Here is an 18,269-nt window from a genome sequence, read left to right on the forward strand (position 1 = left end):
ATGCAGGAGGAATCGCATTTTCTAATCGTCGGTCTGGGCTTGTTGGGCGGAAGCTATGCCCAGGGATTGAAGCGCAAAGGCTTCCATGTCAGCGCGCTGGACATCAATCCGGAAAGCATCACTTATGCTTTAAAGCAAGGCTGGATTGACGAAGGCGCTGTCGGTTTTGACGAAACGCTGGTCCGCCAGGCGGACAGTATCGTGTTCGGCTTGTATCCGCAGGCCCTCTTGGAGTGGATTGATCAATACCAGGACAGCTTTGCCCCGGGAACCCGGATCACCGATGTGACCGGCGTCAAGGAACAGATCGTAGCGCAGGTGCAGGAAAAATTGCGTCCGGATGTGGAATTCATCGCCAGTCATCCGATGGCGGGCCGGGAGGTCAGCGGTGTGCAGTATGCTGACTGTTCGATCTTTGAGCCGGCGAATTTTATCATTACGCCGACGTCCGCCAATACGCCGGAGGGGATCGCGTGGGTGAAAGCGCTGGCGGAAACGCTGAACTTCCGGCACATTGCCATGCTCAGTCCGGCTGAACATGATAAAATGGTCGGGTTTCTCAGCCAGCTGACGCACGTGATCGCAGTGACGCTGATGAATACCAGCGACAACACGCATCTGGTGGACTATACCGGCGATTCCTTCCGCGATCTGACGCGGATCGCGAAGATTAACGAATCGTTATGGACGGAATTGTTTTTAATGAACAAGGCGAATCTTGTCCGTGAAATCGACGAGTTCGCTGCGGAGCTGGCTCATTTCCGCAGCGTGCTGGAAAATGAAGACACCGAGGAAATGAAACGGCTGTTCCGCCAGTCGACGCAGCGGCGGAAATGCTTTGACAAGTGAGGGGTAGAAAATGAAATTTTTAGTGGTCAACGGTCCGAATATCAACATGACCGGAATTCGTGAACAAGGCGTTTACGGCGCGCGCAATTATACCGAAATCATGGCGATGATCGCCGCGGAAGCTAAGCAGCGCGGGATCGAGGTTGAGGTTTTTCAAAGCAATATCGAGGGCGAGATGATCAATGCGATCCAGCGGTGTTATTTCGAGCACATGGACGGGCTGATCATCAATCCAGGCGCTTATACGCATACCAGCTACGCGCTGCATGACGCAATCAAAAGCATTGCGCCGATTCCGGCCGTAGAGGTTCATTTTTCCAACGTTCATGCGCGCGAGAGCTTTCGTCATGAATCAAAAACAGCGCCGGCTTGCCTCGGTCAGCTGTGCGGTTTTGGAGATTATGGCTATGTGATGGCGATGGACGCGCTGATTCAGCACCTCGCGAAAAAATAAAATAGAAATACAGCTCCGGGAAGGACTCGGGCTGTTTTTTGCGTTTCAGACTGGCCGGCCTGTCCGTCTTCGCTGATAAGGAAAGAATCAAAACGTCGGCCATCAGGCAGAAAAGGACGTCAGGCAGAACCGTGATTTTCAGTAGATGAACTGCGGAAAGAGAGGGGTAACGATGTACGCTGATTTGCATATTCATTCGTGGTATTCCGACGGAACGATGACCGTGGATGAAATCGTCGAACAAGCCCGAATCCGGCAGGTCGGCCTGATTGCCGTTACGGATCATAACCAGTTGGCAGGAAGCCGGGAGTGTCTTCAAAAGACGCGGGGAACCGGAATTCGTTGTCTGTCCGGGGTTGAGCTGGACGCCCAGGACTTCGGAATCAATTTTCACATTCTGGGCTACGGCGTCGATTTGGAGAATGGGCAGTTTCAGGCGTTTGTGGAAGCGAATCGGCTGCGGTTGGAACGGGTGAACGAGTTGTTGATCGAAAAAATGGAACATGCCGGGGAGCCGGTCAGTCTTGACGAATATCGTCAGTTTTCCTATGATCGGCGCTCAGGCGGCTGGAAGGCGCTGCATTACTTTGCGGCGAAAGACCTCGTCGCCGATTTTAAGCAGGGCTTTTCGATATATGCCCGCTATCATCATGATTATTGCTGCGTCGGCTTTCCGCCGGTCAGAGAGGTTGTCCGGCAGATTCATGCCGCGAAAGGAAAAGCGATTCTGGCCCATCCCGGCAAAGTGATTCCGGCAATTAAACTGTCGGAAGTCTTGGCCGCGGTCATGGCGGAGGGACTGGATGGGATCGAATGCTGGTACCCGGCGCAGGATCCTGATACAACGCAGATCTGCGTAAATTATTGCCGCGAGCGGGATCTGATGATGACTTCCGGTGCGGATTGTCATGGCAGCTTTGAAAAAACACAAATCGGACAGCTGGAAATTCCTATTTCTCAGCTGGTTTTAAAACATTGGATATAAGCGGATGCTTTTTGTTGAGCACAGGCTAAAAAATGACAGAAAACGAACTTTTTACCAGAACCTAGAAAAAAGTCTTGCAAAAATTTGAAATTAGCATATAATATAAAAGGTATCGGGATGTAGCACAGCTTGGTAGTGCACTTCGTTCGGGACGAAGGGGTCGCAGGTTCAAATCCTGTCATCCCGACCATTTTAAAAACAACGGCTGAAAGGCCGTTTTTGTTTATATCAGATGTTGAGGATGAACGATTTAGCCTGCGAAAGAAACGTTCATTTTCATGCTGAAGGTTCATCTTCATCCTCGGTAAACTCTAAGAAAATCCGGTCTTTAAAACGGCCGCGAGTCTGCGCCTTCGCGTCTTTAACGGCTTGAATTTCGGTCGCGTCAATTTCAAAGAAATCCATCATCGCGTCCAGGACTTCGCTCAGATCGGCCAATTCTTCAATGAACGCTTTCCGATCGGAGGCTTCCTGAACTTCCCGGGCTTCCTCGACCAGCTTGGCTTTGAGTTCGGTTTGATATTCCGTTGACGTTAAACGCCGCGTCTGGCAATCGCGGTATTCGGATTGAATGATCGCCGGAATGCGGTCGCGGACAAGCTTATTATAAATTTTACGCATAGAATCACGCTCCATTCTAAACTTGATTATATCAGAATGATGAAGCATGGGCAATTTCCATTCTGATTGGAAAGGAAGGGTTCAACAGAAAAAGAAGGCCAGAGCTTTAACGGATATCCCGTTGGAGATCGCGGTTTCGGGTACAATCTGGAAATGGCAATTCCAGGCTTTTGTGTTATAATGTCAGCGATCTCTATCAAGTAAAAATATACGAAAAGAAAGGAATTGAATATGAAAATAGGAGTAGTATCTTTAGGCTGCTGCAAGAACTTAGTCGACAGCGAGCGAATGATGGGCCTGCTGCGGCAGTCCGGGCATGAAATTGTCAGCGACGTTCACGAAGCGGAAGCAATTATCGTCAATACCTGCGGATTTATTGAACCGGCCAAGGAGGAAGCGATCAACACGATCCTGGAAATGGCAGAATATAAGAATGAGAATTGCCGGAAACTGATCGTTGCCGGCTGTCTGGCCCAGCGCTACAAAGCCGATCTGGAAGCGGAAATGCCTGAGGTCGATTGTTTTTTGACAATCAGCGATTATCCAAAGATGGGACAGATTCTGACCCAGGTCTTAGGCGAAAAGGTGCTGGATGGCTATGGAAAAAACACCCGGTTGGTTTCGACCAAGCCGTGGACAGCTTATCTGAAAATCGCCGAGGGCTGCGACAACCGCTGTTCCTATTGTGCAATTCCGGGAATCCGGGGCGGTTATGTTTCCTTTCCGATTGAGGATCTGGTTGCCGAAGCGAAGCAGCTGGCTTCGGATGGGGTGAAGGAACTCGTCGTCATCGCGCAGGATACTTCCCGTTATGGAACTGATTTGTATGGCCGCCGGCGGATCTGGGACCTGCTGAAAGAACTGAATGCGATTGACGGATTGCATTGGATTCGTGTTCTTTATCTGTATCCGGATGAAATCGACGATGAGTTTGTCACAGGGATCAAGGATTTGAAAAAGGTTATTCCGTATTTCGATATTCCAGTTCAGCACGGCAGCGATAAAATGCTGAAGCTGATGAACCGCCGCGGCAGCGTGGAAAGCATTCTGCGGACTGTCAAACTGATTCGAGAGAATTACGATATGCCGGTGCTGCGGACGACGATGATCGTCGGTTTCCCGCAGGAAACAGAAGAAGACTTCCAGATGTTGATCGACTTCATCAAGGAAGTGCGCTGGGACCGGCTTGGCGCCTTCACCTTCTCCAACGAGGAGGATACGCCGGCCTATACTATGGATGGACAGATTTCCCAGGAAATTATGGATGAACGGCTGGAACGCTTAATGATGGTGCAAAATCAAATTGCACAGGAAAACGGCGAAGCGTTGATCGGCAAGAAGCTGGAAGTGCTCGTCGAAAACCAGGATGGATTAACCGGTTATTACCATGGCCGCGGCATCCACAGCGCGCCGGACGGCATCGACGGGCTGATCAAATTTAAAAGCTCGCATCACTATCAGCCGGGCACTTTCGCCTGGGTGAAGGTTACTAAAGCAAAACATCACGATTTGATTGGCGTTGACGTTTTAGACGCTGAAGAAATTGCGGCTTAGCTGGGATTTTTCGATCTGATAATTCAATTCATTGCTATCAAGGAGAATTCGATTCTTCCTGCCGTGATTAGATGAATGTAGAAACTCCGCCTGACGTTTTCGTTCAGCTGGAGTTTTTTTATGGTGAAAAATGAGAAAATCAGTTGCGAGAGGCTTAAGCTTTTTGAAGAATCAGACATTTAATATCCGTTGAATGGAATTCATCTTAGTCTTAAAAGGTAAAGGCATCAAGGCCAGTTAAAGCAAGGCGAGGATAGGGGAGGAAAAGAGGATATCGTGACAGCCTTCGCTGCGATTGAAAAGAAGAAAAATAAGAATTGACAAAGATGGAAGACACTCCTATAATACATTTAGATCAACATCTAAATATGGAAATCAGAAAGGAAAACAGAAATGAACAAATCAATCAAAAAAGGATTTATCGGACTTTTACTGATGTCCGTTGTCTTAAGCGGCTGTCAGAAAACGCCCGCTCCCGCCGAAAGCAATCAACCGGGAACAGACATTCAGGATAAGGTGACGGGCAGCCGGGAGGAGATCGCCAAAGCGTATGTGGAAACACTGGGGGCCGGGGATTTTGACAAGCTGCTGCAGGGATTTGCCTATGATGAACAGATGCAGAAGGCATCCTCGCAGCTGCAGGCTTCGCTGGAACCTTCGCTGAAGCAGCTGGGGGCATTAAAAGAAATCCAGACTGTCAATGAAATTAAGCAGGGAGGCTATATCATCGTTCAGGTTCCCGTGTTGTTTGAAAATCAGAACCTGTGTGTGAACGTCGTGTTTGACGATCAGGATCAGATCGCAGGCGTGAACTTCTCCGAATACATTGAGCCGAGCAACGTCGCGGCGCTGACGCTGCCGGAAGGGGCTGCAGAGCAGGAACTGACGCTGACGATGCGCGATGGCAAGGATTTACCTGCCACCTTAACACTGCCCCAAGGCGATCAGCCAGCGCCTGTTATTATTCTGGTACATGGCTCAGGACCGAATGACCGCAACGAAACACTGTATGGAAACACCGTATTTCAGGATATCGCCTACCGGCTGGCCGAGCAGGGCATCGCGACTGTCCGCTATGACAAACGGACCTTTGTTTATGGCGCTGAATGCGCCGGGGACACACAGTTTACAGTGGAACAGGAAACCATCCAGGACGCCGCAGATATCGTTGACCTGATTGCCAAACAGCCGGAGATTGATTCGTCAGCGATTTATGTTCTGGGCCACAGCTTAGGCGGCTTATGCATGCCGCGGATCGCCGCGGAAACTCCGGAGGCAGCGGGCTATATCATGATGGCCGCACCGGTAACGGATCTGGCTTCTTTAATGAAGATGCAGTATGAGCATTTGGCGCAGTTCATGAATACGGATCAGGAAAAAGCGTCGATGGATGCGATGGTTGCCGAGCTGGACAAGCTGCAGCAGCTGGACTCTTTGCCGGAGGATGAAGCGGTGGCTGGCGCCTATCCGGCCTATTGGAAAGATCTGTTGTCCTATGATCCGATCAAAACCGCGGAAACGATCACCAAACCGATGTTAGTGCTGCAGGGCGAGGAAGATTATCAGGTGCCGCTGCAGGAATTTGAAACGTGGAAAGCGGCTTATGGCGAAAAGGCTAACTGGACATTCCACAGCTATTCCGGGCTGTCGCATTTGATGATGCCGGGCGACTACAATGCCAATCCAAACACCTATTACATGCAGAAAGCGGTCGTCGATCCGCGGGTTACAGACGATATCGCAGCCTTTATCCACGCACAGAAATAAGGCTTCAAACTGTCAAGAATCGTAAGCGGATGCAAAAAGCTTGAAGATTCAGTTGATGAGAAAGATTGCAAATGAAGCGGAGATTCACTGATCAGACCGCCCGGGATGACCGCGGCTTTCTGAATCTGGGGAAATCCGCTTTTTGTTTCGTCAACGACGGCCAGCCGCTGAGAAAGAGAGTTCAACAATTCCAAGATTGCAGCCCTTTTGAAACCCGGCGCGAAATTCCGTGGTTTCCGGGCGGTCTTTGGTTGTAACCCCTTGCAGCTTTCGATATAATTAAACGTAAGGAGGACCTAGAGTATGAAAACATATTTAGGAATTGATTTAGGGGGAACGAACGTCCGCGTTGCCAAAGTGACGCGTGACGGGATTGTTTTAGCTGAAGTAAAACGGCCGTCGCTGGCGCAGGAAGGACCTCGCAGAGTTATGGACAACATGATGGAAATGATCCGGGAGATTCCGGGGTATACTGAATGCGAGGGGATCGGCGTGGGCGTGCCGGGACCAGTCGATACGATCAACGGAAAAATGTTGATGGCAACGAATCTGCCGGGGTTTGAGCTTTATCCGATTGCCGCGAAGCTGACGCAAAATTTCAACATGCCGGCCTACGTTGATAACGACGCTAATGTCGCCGGTCTGGCGGAAGCGCTGGTTGGCGCTGGAAAAGGCCTGCCGATCGTCTATTACGTCACGATTTCTACCGGTATCGGCGGCGCATTAGTCGTCGACGGCAAGGTTGTCAGCGGCAAGCATGGTCATGCCGGGGAAATTGCGAATATCATCATTGACCGCAATCGTCAGAAAATCAATCATTTGAACATCGGTGCGGTGGAGAACGAAGCCAGCGGTGTTGCGATTACCCGCAAGGGCAAAGCGCTGTTCGGCGATCGGATCCGGCATGCCGGGGATGTATTTGATTTGGCGAAGCAGGGCAATCCGCAGGCCCAGGCTGTCGTTGACGATATGGCCTACGATCTGGCTGTAATGTTCTCGGTGATCGCCCATGTTGCCGATCCTTGGATGTTTGTGATCGGCGGCGGCATGATGCAGTCCAAGGATGTATTCCTGGATAAAGTTGTCGCTAATTTCAAAAACCTGGTTCATGTGCCGATGCGCGATACCCTGTTTGAAGTGGCAAAGCTGGAAGAACCAGGAATCATCGGCGCGGCGATGCTGCCGATCTCCCACGGAAACTAACATCATAGAAAGAAGGAATAACCTTGGTTTCAGAAAAATGCCTGCGGCAATATGCCGAACTGGCAATTCGGCTGGGCGTCAATGTCCAGAAAGGACAGCTGCTGGTAATTAAGGCGCAGGTTGATTCAGCGCCGTTTGTCAGAATGTGCGTCGAGGAAGGCTATCGTGCCGGAGCGGGTGAGGTCATCGTGCAGTGGCTCGATGATCAGATCACCAAGCTGGACTATCAGTACGCGGAAACGCCGGTGCTGCAGCGGGTTCCAGACTGGCTGATGGCGCGGGAAGAGGAATTTGTCGACCGCGGATACTGCATTCTGCATATTGACTCGAGCATCCCGGGCATCATGAAGGATGTCGATCAAAAGAAGGTCCAGCAGGTCGTCACCGCGCGTCGCAAAGCATTGGAAAAATTCCAGAACTACACGATGGCCAATCTCGGTCAGTGGTCGATCGTCGCAATTCCAAATCCGGAATGGGCGCTGAAAGTCTTTCCGCAGGAACAGCCGGACACCGCAGTGGAAAAGCTGTGGGATGCGATCCTGGCTTCTGTTCGGATTCAGGATCAACAAGATCCGATCCCGTTGTGGGAAAAACATAACCGGCAGTTGTCTGAGCGCAACGACTGGCTGAACCGCCAGCGGTTTGCGGCGCTGCATTTTAAGAATCAGAAAGGTACGGATCTTATTGTAGAGCTGGCCGAGGGCCATCTCTGGGAAGGCGGCTGTGAAAAATCGCAAAGCGGCGTGGTCTTTAATCCCAATATGCCGACCGAGGAAAATTTCACAATGCCGAAAAGAACCGGGGTACGCGGCAAAGTTCAGGCGACAAAGCCGCTCAGCTATCAGGGAAAGTTGATTCAGAATTTCTGGATCGAATTTGAAGAGGGCAAAGCGGTGCGCTGGCATGCCGAGGAAGAAGAAGCCGCCTTGGCCAGTCTGATCCAGTTTGACGAAGGCAGCGCGTATCTTGGAGAAGTTGCGCTGATCGACGTCGATACGCCAATCTCACAATCCGGGATTTTGTTCTACAACACCTTGTTTGATGAAAACGCCAGCTGTCATCTGGCTTTGGGAAGGGCTTACCCGATGAATATGGAAGGCTCACAGTCGATGAGCGAAGATGAAATGAAAGCGAAGGGTTGTAATTTCTCAATGGTCCATGTCGATTTCATGTTCGGCAGCGACGACATGCAGATCACCGGTGTGCATGCGGACGGTTCGGAAGTTGTTTTCTTTCGCGACGGCCAGTTTTGTATTGAATAAAGATAAGTTGAATAAGAGGGAGGACGTTGCCTGGCAGCGTCCTTTTTCATTAAGAAAAGACAGATCTGGGATATTCGAGGGGACAATAGCCGTGATATACTGGAAACATTGAGATGGATGTATGGAAAAGGCATGCCTGAGGAGCCGTGCTTTTTTACTGTTGATAGGACGTTTAAGCTAATTTTAAACATTTATTAAGCTCATCTCTTAAATGATTAAATTCCCGAGAAAATTCCGGAATGAAATAAATTTGTGAAAACCTGGGATTTATCCAACTTTTCTTGGATTGCACGGAGGGGAATGGTATAATCAAAAAGGTGATTATACATGTTTCATACTTCCGATTGTAAAAAATTTAAACGATGTCAGAAATATTTCTGGCTTTCTAAAAAAGAACCGACGCCGCCATTCTCTCCCTATGTCAGGATGGATGAGGATTTAACGGCGCTGGCCTGCCGGAAATTAGAAATTAAAGAATACTTTCAGGGGGTTCGCGGCGATGATCCGCAGCGGGCTATGACAGCGCTGGAAGAATCAGAATGGCTGGTATCCGCCCGCTTTGAATTCCATCAGCTGCGTGTCAAAATTCCCTTTCTTCACAAAACAGATGCCGGCTGGGAAGTCTATTTTCTGTATGGCGGCCATCTGCCTAAAGAAGACGAAGCATTTAGTTATATGCTAAGCGTCTGGGTGCTGGAAAACCTTGGCCTTGCGGTGAATTCCCTTTCTGTGATCCATCTCAATCCCGATTATATCCGGGGGAAAGAATTAGATCCCCAGGAACTCTTTATTATTTCCGATCGGTTTTATAACGAAGCCGGACGTCCGGCCCGAAGGCTTTCAGAAGCAATCGAAAAGCAGAAGATTGAAGTCCAGCCTATGCTTGACGAAATGGAGCGGATGCTTGAGCTGGAAGAACCTGAATCTGTGAAAACCAACCGCTGCACGCGCCGTAATAAATGCGTTTACTACGAACGCTGCTTCCCGGAAGAAAAAGAACTCGATCCTGATTCAATCCTGACGCTGGTTTCATCTCAATATAAAAATCAGATGGCAGCGGAAGGCCGGTTAAAGCTGCAGGACGCAGACCTTGATCGGATTGAAGGGACCCGCCAACAATTCGCTCAGATCAAAGCCGCTCAGAATGGCGGCTGTTACATTGACTATTTTGGGTTGAAAACCTGGCTCGACGGCGCTCTGCAATACCCATACTGCTTCCTCGACTTTGAGTGGGAAACCTATGCTGTGCCGCCATATGAAGGAATGCGCAGCTATCAGGTGTTGCCCTTTCAGTATTCGCTGCATATTTTAGAAGCAGACGGGACGCTGACCCATCGCGAGTTTATCGGCGTGCACGACTGCCGGGAAGATTTTGTCGAGAAGCTGCTACAAGATCTGCCGCCAAAGGGCAGCGTGATCGCCTACAATGCCGAAGGCGCGGAAAAGATCCGGCTTCAGGAGCTGGCCGCCCGGTTTCCTAAACGCGCGAAACCGCTGATGAAGATTTATGCCCGCATGGTCGATCTGGCCTTTCCCTTCCAGGCCGGTCTGTTCTACGACACGCGGATGCGCGGCTATTATTCCTTGAAAACACTGCTGCCGCTGTTTGATGAAAACCTGACTTATCAGGATCTCGACATCCATCAAGGCATGGACGCCGTCGTCCAATGGCGGAATCTTGATCAAAATAACGATCAGTCCGATCATCAGGCGATTCGTGATCATCTGCTTCAATACTGCGGATTGGACACCTATTCCATGATTATCGTTATGAACGGATTGAAAAAGAAGCTGGCGGAATGGGAAGTCCGTCATCAACAAAAAGAAGCGGCGACAGCCGCCGGAAAGGGGATTGAAGATGAAAATTTTTGATTTGCACGCCGATATCGGCTGGGACATTCTGCGCAAGCACGAACAAGGAAGAACCCATGTATTGAGAGAAGAACATTTGCCGAAGCTGCTGAAGGGCGAAGTGCTCGGCGTTGGGATCGCCAGTTATTTTGAAGGCTCGGAGGACTGGGATCGGATGCAGAAAATGGTGCTTGCAGTCCGGCAGGAAATCGAAGAAAACCTCGATGCCGTCACCTGGGTAAAATCCAAAGCTGATCTGGAAGAAACCGGCAAGCCGCTGGTTGTGATGACGGTTGAAGGCATGTGCGGAATCCGGGATCAGGCTGAAGAAAAAATTCAGTGGCTCTATGATCAGGGCGTGCGCATTGCCTCGCTGTGCTGGAATGATGAAAACGCACTGGCGACCGGCGTGAAAGGTACCGTTACCCGAGGATTAACCGAGGAAGGCCGCAAGGCTGTTCGAAAAATGGACGAGCTGGGGATGATTCTCGACGTATCGCATACCAATGAGAAAACGTTCTGGGATATGGTGGAAGTGGTCCGCGGTCCGTTGATCGCCACTCATTCCAACACCCGCGCATTGTGCGAAGTACACCGCAACCTGACTGATCAACAGATCATGGCGATCGCCGCGAAGGGAGGCGTGATCGGCCTGAATGCCGCGAGGAACTTCATTGATTCCAATCCAGAACATCAGGATGCGCTGCATCTGGCGGCGCACGGCCGTCACATTGCCGATCTGGTCGGCGTAGAGCATCTGGCCGTTGGCTTTGATTTCATGGATTTCTTTGAGGATCACGCGACGTCGATGGGCCGCGATCTGACCAGCGCCCTTCAGGCACAGAATCTGATTCAAGGCCTGCGGGTACAGGGCTTTTCGGAAGCGGAATGTCAGGCGATCGGTTATGACAACGCCTTGCGGGTCTTACGGCAAACGTTGAAACAATAGAATGTTAAAAAAAGGGCTGATTTACTGAAATCAGCCCTTACTGCTTTCAGTATAACATGAAAGAGCCGGCGTTTAAAGACTGATTTTTTTCTTTGAATCCGCTTATACTAAAGGTACATCAAAGGAGGAATTATCCATGAAATTTGAGATTGTCGGAAAAAATGTCAGCATCACGGAAGCAATGAGGCAGAAGATCGAAAAGAAATTGTCCTTTCTGGACAAATACCTGTTGATCGATCCTGAAACAAGAGCCCGTGTTGTTGTCCGCACTTATCCTCTCACACAGAAAATTGAAGTCACGATCCCTACCAAAGTCGGGATCTTGAGAACAGAAGTCGAACATGAAGATTTATATGCGGCGATCGATTTGGCGATTGATAAGCTGGAAGATCAGGTTCGTCGTCAGAAGACCCGCCTGTCCCGCAGGCATCGTGAAAAGCTGGCGCTGAGCTTTGTCGAACAGGACAATGGAAAGCTGGATCAGGGCGATATTGCGGTCAGAACCAAGACGGTCAAGGCGCAGCGTATGGATCTGGAAGAAGCGATCATGCGGATGGAAATGCTCGGTCATTCTTTCTTTATCTATACTGATGAAGAAACCGACAGCATCGCCGTTGTTTATAAGCGCAACAGCGGAGGTTATGGTCTGCTGGAAACGGAAGACGAAGAATAGATTACAGGGAACGGTGAGCACCGTTCCTTTTTTCAGCTTTTGCAATGGGTCTTAAGTGAATAAACTGTCACTTTCTATTCAAGCTGTCCGTCATTTCAAATCTTGATTTTCAGGGTATACTAAAATTTCAGAATTATGTTTATAGAAGGGATTTGAGAACTATGGGAATGGTCATTGGAATCACCATAATTGGCCTGCCGCTTTCCTGCCTGATCGCCGGATTTCTGACGCGCGGCATTCGTCGGCGCAAGGATTTGACAAAGGTGCGCAAAGGATTGATCTGGGCAGGGGCATCCTATGCTCTTCTGGTATTCTTTGCGACGGTAGGACTGGATCTTATTTTATTCGGGCCCTCTGCCTTTCATCCGCCGGTGCATTTGATCAACGTCGTTCCCTTTGTCTGGATTCAGGAAACGTATCAGATGGGGGTTGCCCGGATGATCGAACAATTATTGCTGAACATCGCAATGTTTGTTCCGCTGGGATTTCTGGCGCCGGTCTGTTTTCCGAAGTTCCGCAAGTGGCGTGTCTGTCTGATTTGGCTTATGGGGTATTCTTTGACGATTGAAATCCTGCAGTATTTTATCGGCCGGTCTGCCGATATCGACGATCTGATCATGAATACGCTGGGCGGAATTTTGGGCTGGCTGATCTTTTGCGTGGTACAGCGCACGCGGGCCGGGAAAAATTGCTGAAGGAGACTGGAGGATGGAATTGGAATGGCGGCCGCATCAATCACAGATCGTCCAGTCAGGGCTGTGCATTACATGCAGCGAGGCGGCATGAATCGGATGGATTTGTTGGCCGCCGCTGCTTTCAGGAGGAAGAACAAGTGCTGAACAATTCGTCAATCGGCATAAAAGCGAAATGAACTTTCACAGACGGGGCGTGCAAAACGACAAAAACTGCCTGCTGCTTTTTCTATCATAGAACGTAGAGAAAGGAGAAAAGCGTGAACAGTTATGTGGAAGTAACCGTGATTCTGGGAACGATCCTGAACGGCTCAGTCTGGCTGACCTCGGCGTGGCTGTGCCGGCGTCCGGTCCGCCTGAGAAGAATTCTGATATTGTGCCCACTGGCGCCGCTGGCTGCCTGTCTGTGCTGGTTTGACGGCGCGGTCTGGCTCTGCGCCCTGAGCGAGCTGATCAGCGTTCTGATCGTTTTCTCATTTGGAATGCAGGCGTCGGCCTTTGCCTGGGGCATGCGGTTTCTGATCGAATTCGGATTAATGAAGCTGTGGCAAGGATCGCTTGTGCATTTCCAGCTGTTTTTGCCTGCTTCGTGCTGGCAATGGACGATTGCGGCCGGGATGCTGCTGGCGTGGGATTTTATCCTTCAGCGTAAACTGGGCCGGGGGCTAGCGGAAACCGCGTTTTTGTATCCGGTGACGCTGCAGGCGGGCGCGTGTGAACTGGCGCTCTCCGGTTATCTGGATTCGGGCAACAGCGCCGTCATCGAAGGCCGCCCGCTGATTTTCTGCACCCGCGAAGTCAAGGGGCAGCTCAACTGGGATCCAGCTCGCCCGCTGCCGGTGGAAACCGTTGCGGGTGTCCGGGATGTGGCGGCGATCAGCGCTTCGCTGCAGATTCAGGGCGGATGTGCCCAGCCGGTCTGGCTGGCATCCAGCGAAGCGCTGGATGGCTGCGGTTACGATACATTGCTGAACGTCACGCTGTTTACAGGTTACAGATAGAATGAAACGTTGGTTATTCAAATTAAAGGCTTTTCTGTTCGGAAAACGAAGTCGTCAGGTTCACTTTATTCAAGGTAACGACGTTCTGCCGCATCCGCTTGCCCGCGATGAGGAGGAAGCCGCGCTGATCGCACTGGAAAATGGCGATCAACAGGCCCGCGATACGCTGATCGAGCACAATCTGCGTCTGGTCGTCTACATCGCCAAGCGTTATGAAACCAATCCGATTTTCATGGAGGATCTGATCAGTATCGGGACGATCGGTCTGATCAAAGCCGTCAACACGTTTAAGCGGGATAAAAATATCAAGCTGGTTACCTATGCCTCGCGCTGCATTGAAAATGAAATTTTGATGTTTTTGCGCAAGAAAAGCCGGCGGAAAACCGAGATCTCATTCGACGAGCCGCTCAACGTCGATTACGATGGCAACGAACTGCTGCTCTCCGATATTTTGGGAACGGAAGGCGATATCGTTGCGGAAAGTTTCTATGCCGAGGAAGACAAGCGACAGCTGTTAAAAGCCATGAGCAAGTTAAAAGAAAACGAGCGGATGATCCTGGAAATGCGTTATGGCATCAACCATGAGGAACTGACGCAGAAGGACATTGCCGATCAGTTGGGAATCTCGCAGTCATATATCTCAAGGTTAGAAAAACGAATTATCCAAAAGCTTCGAAATCAGTTGATCAAGCAGGAATAAAGCGCGGATAAACCTTGACAGAGACTAAATGAAAAGGCTACAATGAACACGACGGGGGTGGCATCATGAATCGTGTTCGCGAGACAGTTAATGGTTTGCTGGTTGAAGTATTTAACCATATTTTATTTATTGAAGAACAGTATATGAAGCATCAGGGTGTCACGCTTTCCATGACGGAAGTTCATATTCTGGAGAATGTGGAAAAGAGCGAAACCAAGACACTGGGCGATGTCGCGCGGCTGCAGATGGTCACGCCGGGCACGCTGAGCGTTGCGGTGAATTCGCTGGTGCGCAAAGGGTATATCATGAAATGCAAGGATCTGCAGGACAAGCGCGTCGTGCGGCTGCTTTTGTCGGCCAAGGCGAACGAGGTGCTGCGGATTCATCATCGGTTCCATGAGGAAATGGTCGACAGCTGCATCGTCGATCTGGATCTGGAAAAAGAGGAAGTCATGATTGAAAGTCTGGAGAAGATTCTGAATTACTTCCGCCAGGAACTGGAAAAAAACGAGAAGCCGAAACGGCGTCCAGCTGCGGGAAAAAAAGGAAAACCGAAAGATCCGGCGTAAATTTGTTCAGCTTCAGAAATGTCTGATTGATCACAGGAGATCTGCTGCAAAGCGGGTCTTTTCTTTTTGTTGACAATCATTGCCTCCCTGTTACAATGAAATCATCAAGAGTGAGGGAAGCGAGGGAGAGAGGCATGACATTACCTATCATCACCGTCAGCCGTCAATATGGATCGGCAGGACGGGACGTTGCGCGCAAGGTGGCGGAGGAGCTGAAAATTCCGTATTATGACAAAGAGGTCATTTCGATGACCGCGGCACAGACGGGATTCTCAGAGGAAGTCGTCAGAAATGAAGAAAGAAAGCGTTCCGTGCTGAGCAATCCATTGTTCAGTTTAACGCAGATGATCGACGTTCAGGTGTTTATGACGCAGTCCGAAATCATCCAGCAGCTGGCGGTGCAGCCGTGCGTGATCGTCGGCCGGTGCGCAGATTATGTTTTACGGGACAAGGAGATTCTGAGCGTTTTCATCAACGCGCCATTGCCGGACCGGATCGAACGGGTCAAGACGTTTTATAACCGCAAGGAACGCGATATCCGAGCGCTGGTGCTGCGGACGGATAAGGAGCGCAAGGCTTATTATGAGTATTACACGGATAAAAACTGGGGCGACAGCGGGTCCTACGATCTGATGATCAACAGTTCGATCGGTCTGGATCTGGCCAAAGATCTGATTGTGCTCGCCGCTCAAAACTGGCATGGCTCGCAAACAAAATAATATCGTTTAAAATGCCGGAGGCATGGAATTCCTGCTTGTAAACAGGGAGCCAGCTTCCGGTTTTTACCTCGCTTTTTTTGCGTTGGAAAAAGATGACATCAGCCCGGAAATCGCAGTTGTCCTCCAGACAGTCATGGGTGAATCATCGAAATGGCATCTCTTTGAATAGTCTGATTCGAGCCGCGATCTCGGTGGCGAAAGAAACTTTATTTTCTTGAAAAAGTTCCAGAGATCTTTTCGCCGGGATTTTTCTTCGCTGCCAGACTTTCATGAAATTTGTTCAGATGATCATAATAACCCTCATTCTTCTCTCTGTGTTTTCATCAGCCTGAAATTTCGGGTTCTAGAGATTCGGCAGGAGGATTGCTTTGAACTCCGCCAGGCTGGACGTATTTTTTACCCGGCTGAGAATTTCCGGGTTCTCAAACAAGGACAAAATCGATTCATTGATCGTCAGAAGAATCTGCTTGTCATACTTATTGATCGCGATCAGAAGCATGACGTTGACAAGATTGCTTCCCCAGGTTATTCCGCCGCGGCTGACCGCCACCCCGATCTTGGTCTGATAGGCGTCCATGTGCACCGAATGGGGAATCGCGATGCTGCCGAAGGCTGTGGATGACGCGTTTTCCCGCTTTTTGACAAACGATTTGAACGAAGCGGAAACATAGCCGAGTGCCTCCATTTTATCGCAGACCTGTTGGATGACGTCTTCCCGGCTTCCATCTTCGGTCACAAAGAACAGCTCCGGATGGAAGTAATGATCGAAATGATTAAAAATCAGCTCTTTCTTTTTCGTCTGCTGAATTTCATAAATCTTCTCCCGAATCTCATTTTTCTGTTTATCAAGCTGAAACGGCAGAATCAACAGCGAAGGATAGTTATAATTCCGCTCATCCTGAATCATCGTGATCAACAGATCAAACGTTTGTCTTTCCAGTTCTTCATAGCTGGAAACAACGGCATCAATCGTGATCTCATCGGCGTAGTCCTGCATCAACTGATCATAGATCTTCTTTTCCAGACCCAGATAATCGGAACACAACAGGACACATTTCAGCTTATCGTTCGAGGAATTCTGGCGGTCGATTTCCGTGCCGACATGCAGGAAGATAAAGGCGACCTCATCCTCCGCAATCGCAACCTGGTAAATCTCCGAAAGCCGCAGCGCGATAAAAATAGCGATGTCATAGATGATCGGACAATCCTGCTTGATTTTCTCCGATAGCGGGTTGCGGTTATATTTTCCTAAGGAAGCCCGCGTGATCAGCGCTTTGATATGCAGGCCGAACGGGATGATAAAGCTCTCATGCTTCAGGTCGATCGAATACAGCTGTGAAACCTCCGCCATGATTTTCACGATCACGTCCAGCACATCTTCGCCGATTACTTCCCGCAGTTTGTCATAATTGGAATCGACCAGATAATTGATATTCGTCTTAAAAAAGATATAAATCTCATTTTTTTCACAGGCGTTCAGCGTGATACTGAAATCCTGCTCAATCCGGTCGGAAAGTTGTCTGACCAACGCCAGCTCGTCCGGATTTTTCGTCATGATCTCGCGGATTTCCGATAAAGAATTGCCGGTTTTCACCCGCTCGATCAGAATCGCAAAATGCAGAAGCAGATTGGTATAGGAGAAGTTATTTAGATTGTACGTCCCCTGCTTGAAAAAATCGTTGAGAATCTGCGAGATCTTTTCGATTTCCGTGGGACTGAACGACTGTTTCAGCGTGTCCAGATCCAGAATCCGGCTGTGCGTTTCCTGCCGGATGATGCTTGAAAGCAGGGTGCGCTTGTCTTTCTCCGAACCTTGAATCTGAATCAGATCGTTCTGCGTCGAAAAGTGCACGTGAAAGCTCTGATACAGCGTGTTCATTTTCGCCAGGTCGCTTTTCAGCGTCGAATAGCTGATAAACAATTCGTCGCACAGATCAAAGGTATTGAGCGGCCGGTGTTCGATCAGAATTTTCTTAATGATATAGACGGAACGTTCTGCATAGCTCATCGCGAAAGTCTGCGGTTCATCCAGAAATGACAGGTCGCTGATTTTCAATGCAGTGTATCCCTTGTTGGAGGAGAGCACCACCTTATGATGCGCAAGCGCGTTGATCTCCTTGACGTACATTTTAACGGTTCTGACGGAGACGTTTAAGACGTCGGCCAGCTCGGCGGCCGTGCAGGGGACGTTCTGTTCCCATAAATAAAGAATCAGATTTTTCTTTTTGTTGATCGTCACACTCTCACCGGCCTTTTTCCTATGATCTTATTATAAAGGTAAAGATATTCTTGTTCAATTCATTCCCCTTCACCGCAGGGTGCAGAGGTCCTGGCCTGAGCTGTCGGACATGCACCTCAGCGGGCAAAGGACTGGTTGAGGGGAAAGGACAGACAAATTATAATGAATTTGCGAGTGAGGG

General features: G+C 49.7%; 17 protein-coding genes and 1 tRNA gene. 16 read left to right on the forward strand and 2 right to left on the reverse strand.

Translation table 11 applies throughout. The features are described 5' to 3' along the window. The 4 genes from BQ7364_RS11900 to BQ7364_RS11915 all read left to right on the forward strand — a co-directional run bounded on the left by BQ7364_RS11900 (nucleotide 1) and on the right by BQ7364_RS11915 (nucleotide 2,478). A complete protein-coding gene (locus BQ7364_RS11900) occupies nucleotides 1–849 on the forward strand; it encodes a prephenate dehydrogenase (protein WP_072684912.1) in 849 nt (282 codons plus the stop codon). Between the two features lie 10 nt (nucleotides 850–859). Next, nucleotides 860–1,303, forward strand: a complete 444-nt coding sequence (aroQ, locus tag BQ7364_RS11905) for a type II 3-dehydroquinate dehydratase (protein ID WP_072684913.1) — start codon at nucleotides 860–862, stop codon at nucleotides 1,301–1,303. 172 nt (nucleotides 1,304–1,475) lie between these two features. Next, entirely contained in the window at nucleotides 1,476–2,288 is an 813-nt protein-coding gene (locus BQ7364_RS11910; RefSeq protein ID WP_072684914.1) for a PHP domain-containing protein, read from the forward strand. A 113-nt stretch (nucleotides 2,289–2,401) separates the two neighbouring features. After that, nucleotides 2,402–2,478: transfer RNA gene (locus BQ7364_RS11915), tRNA-Pro, on the forward strand. 86 nt (nucleotides 2,479–2,564) lie between these two features. Here BQ7364_RS11915 and BQ7364_RS11920 read toward each other — a convergent pair. Continuing rightward, on the reverse strand, nucleotides 2,565–2,909 hold the full coding sequence (locus BQ7364_RS11920) for a nucleoside triphosphate pyrophosphohydrolase (protein WP_072684915.1): 345 nt from the start codon (nucleotides 2,907–2,909) through the stop codon (nucleotides 2,565–2,567). A gap of 231 nt (nucleotides 2,910–3,140) precedes the next feature. On the opposite strand from BQ7364_RS11920, the gene rimO reads away from it, so the two are divergent. The 12 genes from rimO to BQ7364_RS11985 all read left to right on the forward strand — a co-directional run bounded on the left by rimO (nucleotide 3,141) and on the right by BQ7364_RS11985 (nucleotide 15,849). After that, complete coding sequence (gene rimO / locus BQ7364_RS11925; protein WP_072684916.1) at nucleotides 3,141–4,463, forward strand: 30S ribosomal protein S12 methylthiotransferase RimO; 1,323 nt, start codon at nucleotides 3,141–3,143, stop codon at nucleotides 4,461–4,463. A gap of 393 nt (nucleotides 4,464–4,856) precedes the next feature. Continuing rightward, a complete protein-coding gene (locus tag BQ7364_RS11930) occupies nucleotides 4,857–6,230 on the forward strand; it encodes an alpha/beta hydrolase (RefSeq protein WP_072684917.1) in 1,374 nt (457 codons plus the stop codon). A gap of 303 nt (nucleotides 6,231–6,533) precedes the next feature. Next, nucleotides 6,534–7,433 (forward strand): ROK family protein, encoded by a 900-nt coding sequence (locus BQ7364_RS11940; protein ID WP_072684919.1) that lies wholly within the window; start codon nucleotides 6,534–6,536, stop codon nucleotides 7,431–7,433. 23 nt (nucleotides 7,434–7,456) lie between these two features. After that, nucleotides 7,457–8,695 carry an aminopeptidase gene (locus tag BQ7364_RS11945; RefSeq protein ID WP_072684920.1) on the forward strand — a complete coding sequence of 413 codons (1,239 nt, stop codon included), beginning with the start codon at nucleotides 7,457–7,459 and terminating at the stop codon, nucleotides 8,693–8,695. A 426-nt stretch (nucleotides 8,696–9,121) separates the two neighbouring features. Continuing rightward, nucleotides 9,122–10,567, forward strand: coding sequence for a DUF2779 domain-containing protein (locus BQ7364_RS11950; RefSeq protein WP_072685061.1), 1,446 nt, complete (start codon nucleotides 9,122–9,124; stop codon nucleotides 10,565–10,567). Further along, nucleotides 10,554–11,495, forward strand: a complete 942-nt coding sequence (locus BQ7364_RS11955) for a dipeptidase (RefSeq protein WP_072684921.1) — start codon at nucleotides 10,554–10,556, stop codon at nucleotides 11,493–11,495. The genes BQ7364_RS11950 and BQ7364_RS11955 overlap by 14 nt, the downstream gene beginning before the upstream one ends. A gap of 136 nt (nucleotides 11,496–11,631) precedes the next feature. Next, nucleotides 11,632–12,168, forward strand: coding sequence for a ribosome hibernation-promoting factor, HPF/YfiA family (gene hpf / locus BQ7364_RS11960; RefSeq protein ID WP_072684922.1), 537 nt, complete (start codon nucleotides 11,632–11,634; stop codon nucleotides 12,166–12,168). A 161-nt stretch (nucleotides 12,169–12,329) separates the two neighbouring features. Continuing rightward, nucleotides 12,330–12,863: a VanZ family protein gene (locus BQ7364_RS11965; protein WP_072684923.1), complete on the forward strand. Its 534-nt coding sequence runs from the start codon at nucleotides 12,330–12,332 to the stop codon at nucleotides 12,861–12,863. Between the two features lie 257 nt (nucleotides 12,864–13,120). Further along, nucleotides 13,121–13,861 carry a sigma-E processing peptidase SpoIIGA gene (locus BQ7364_RS11970; RefSeq protein WP_072684924.1) on the forward strand — a complete coding sequence of 247 codons (741 nt, stop codon included), beginning with the start codon at nucleotides 13,121–13,123 and terminating at the stop codon, nucleotides 13,859–13,861. A 1-nt stretch (nucleotide 13,862) separates the two neighbouring features. Further along, the gene (sigK, locus tag BQ7364_RS11975) at nucleotides 13,863–14,561 is read left to right on the forward strand and encodes an RNA polymerase sporulation sigma factor SigK (RefSeq protein ID WP_072684925.1); all 699 of its coding nucleotides are present in this window, start codon (nucleotides 13,863–13,865) and stop codon (nucleotides 14,559–14,561) included. A gap of 65 nt (nucleotides 14,562–14,626) precedes the next feature. Next, the gene (locus BQ7364_RS11980) at nucleotides 14,627–15,130 is read left to right on the forward strand and encodes a MarR family winged helix-turn-helix transcriptional regulator (protein ID WP_072684926.1); all 504 of its coding nucleotides are present in this window, start codon (nucleotides 14,627–14,629) and stop codon (nucleotides 15,128–15,130) included. A gap of 134 nt (nucleotides 15,131–15,264) precedes the next feature. Further along, nucleotides 15,265–15,849: a cytidylate kinase-like family protein gene (locus BQ7364_RS11985; protein WP_072684927.1), complete on the forward strand. Its 585-nt coding sequence runs from the start codon at nucleotides 15,265–15,267 to the stop codon at nucleotides 15,847–15,849. Between the two features lie 343 nt (nucleotides 15,850–16,192). Here the strand turns inward: BQ7364_RS11985 and BQ7364_RS11990 are convergent, their stop codons facing one another. Further along, nucleotides 16,193–18,088, reverse strand: coding sequence for a BglG family transcription antiterminator (locus BQ7364_RS11990; protein ID WP_072684928.1), 1,896 nt, complete (start codon nucleotides 18,086–18,088; stop codon nucleotides 16,193–16,195). Nucleotides 18,089–18,269: the final 181 nt, after the last annotated feature.

Source organism: Holdemania sp. Marseille-P2844, assembly GCF_900120005.1.
Taxonomy (GTDB): Bacteria; Bacillota_I; Bacilli_A; order Erysipelotrichales; family Erysipelotrichaceae; genus Holdemania.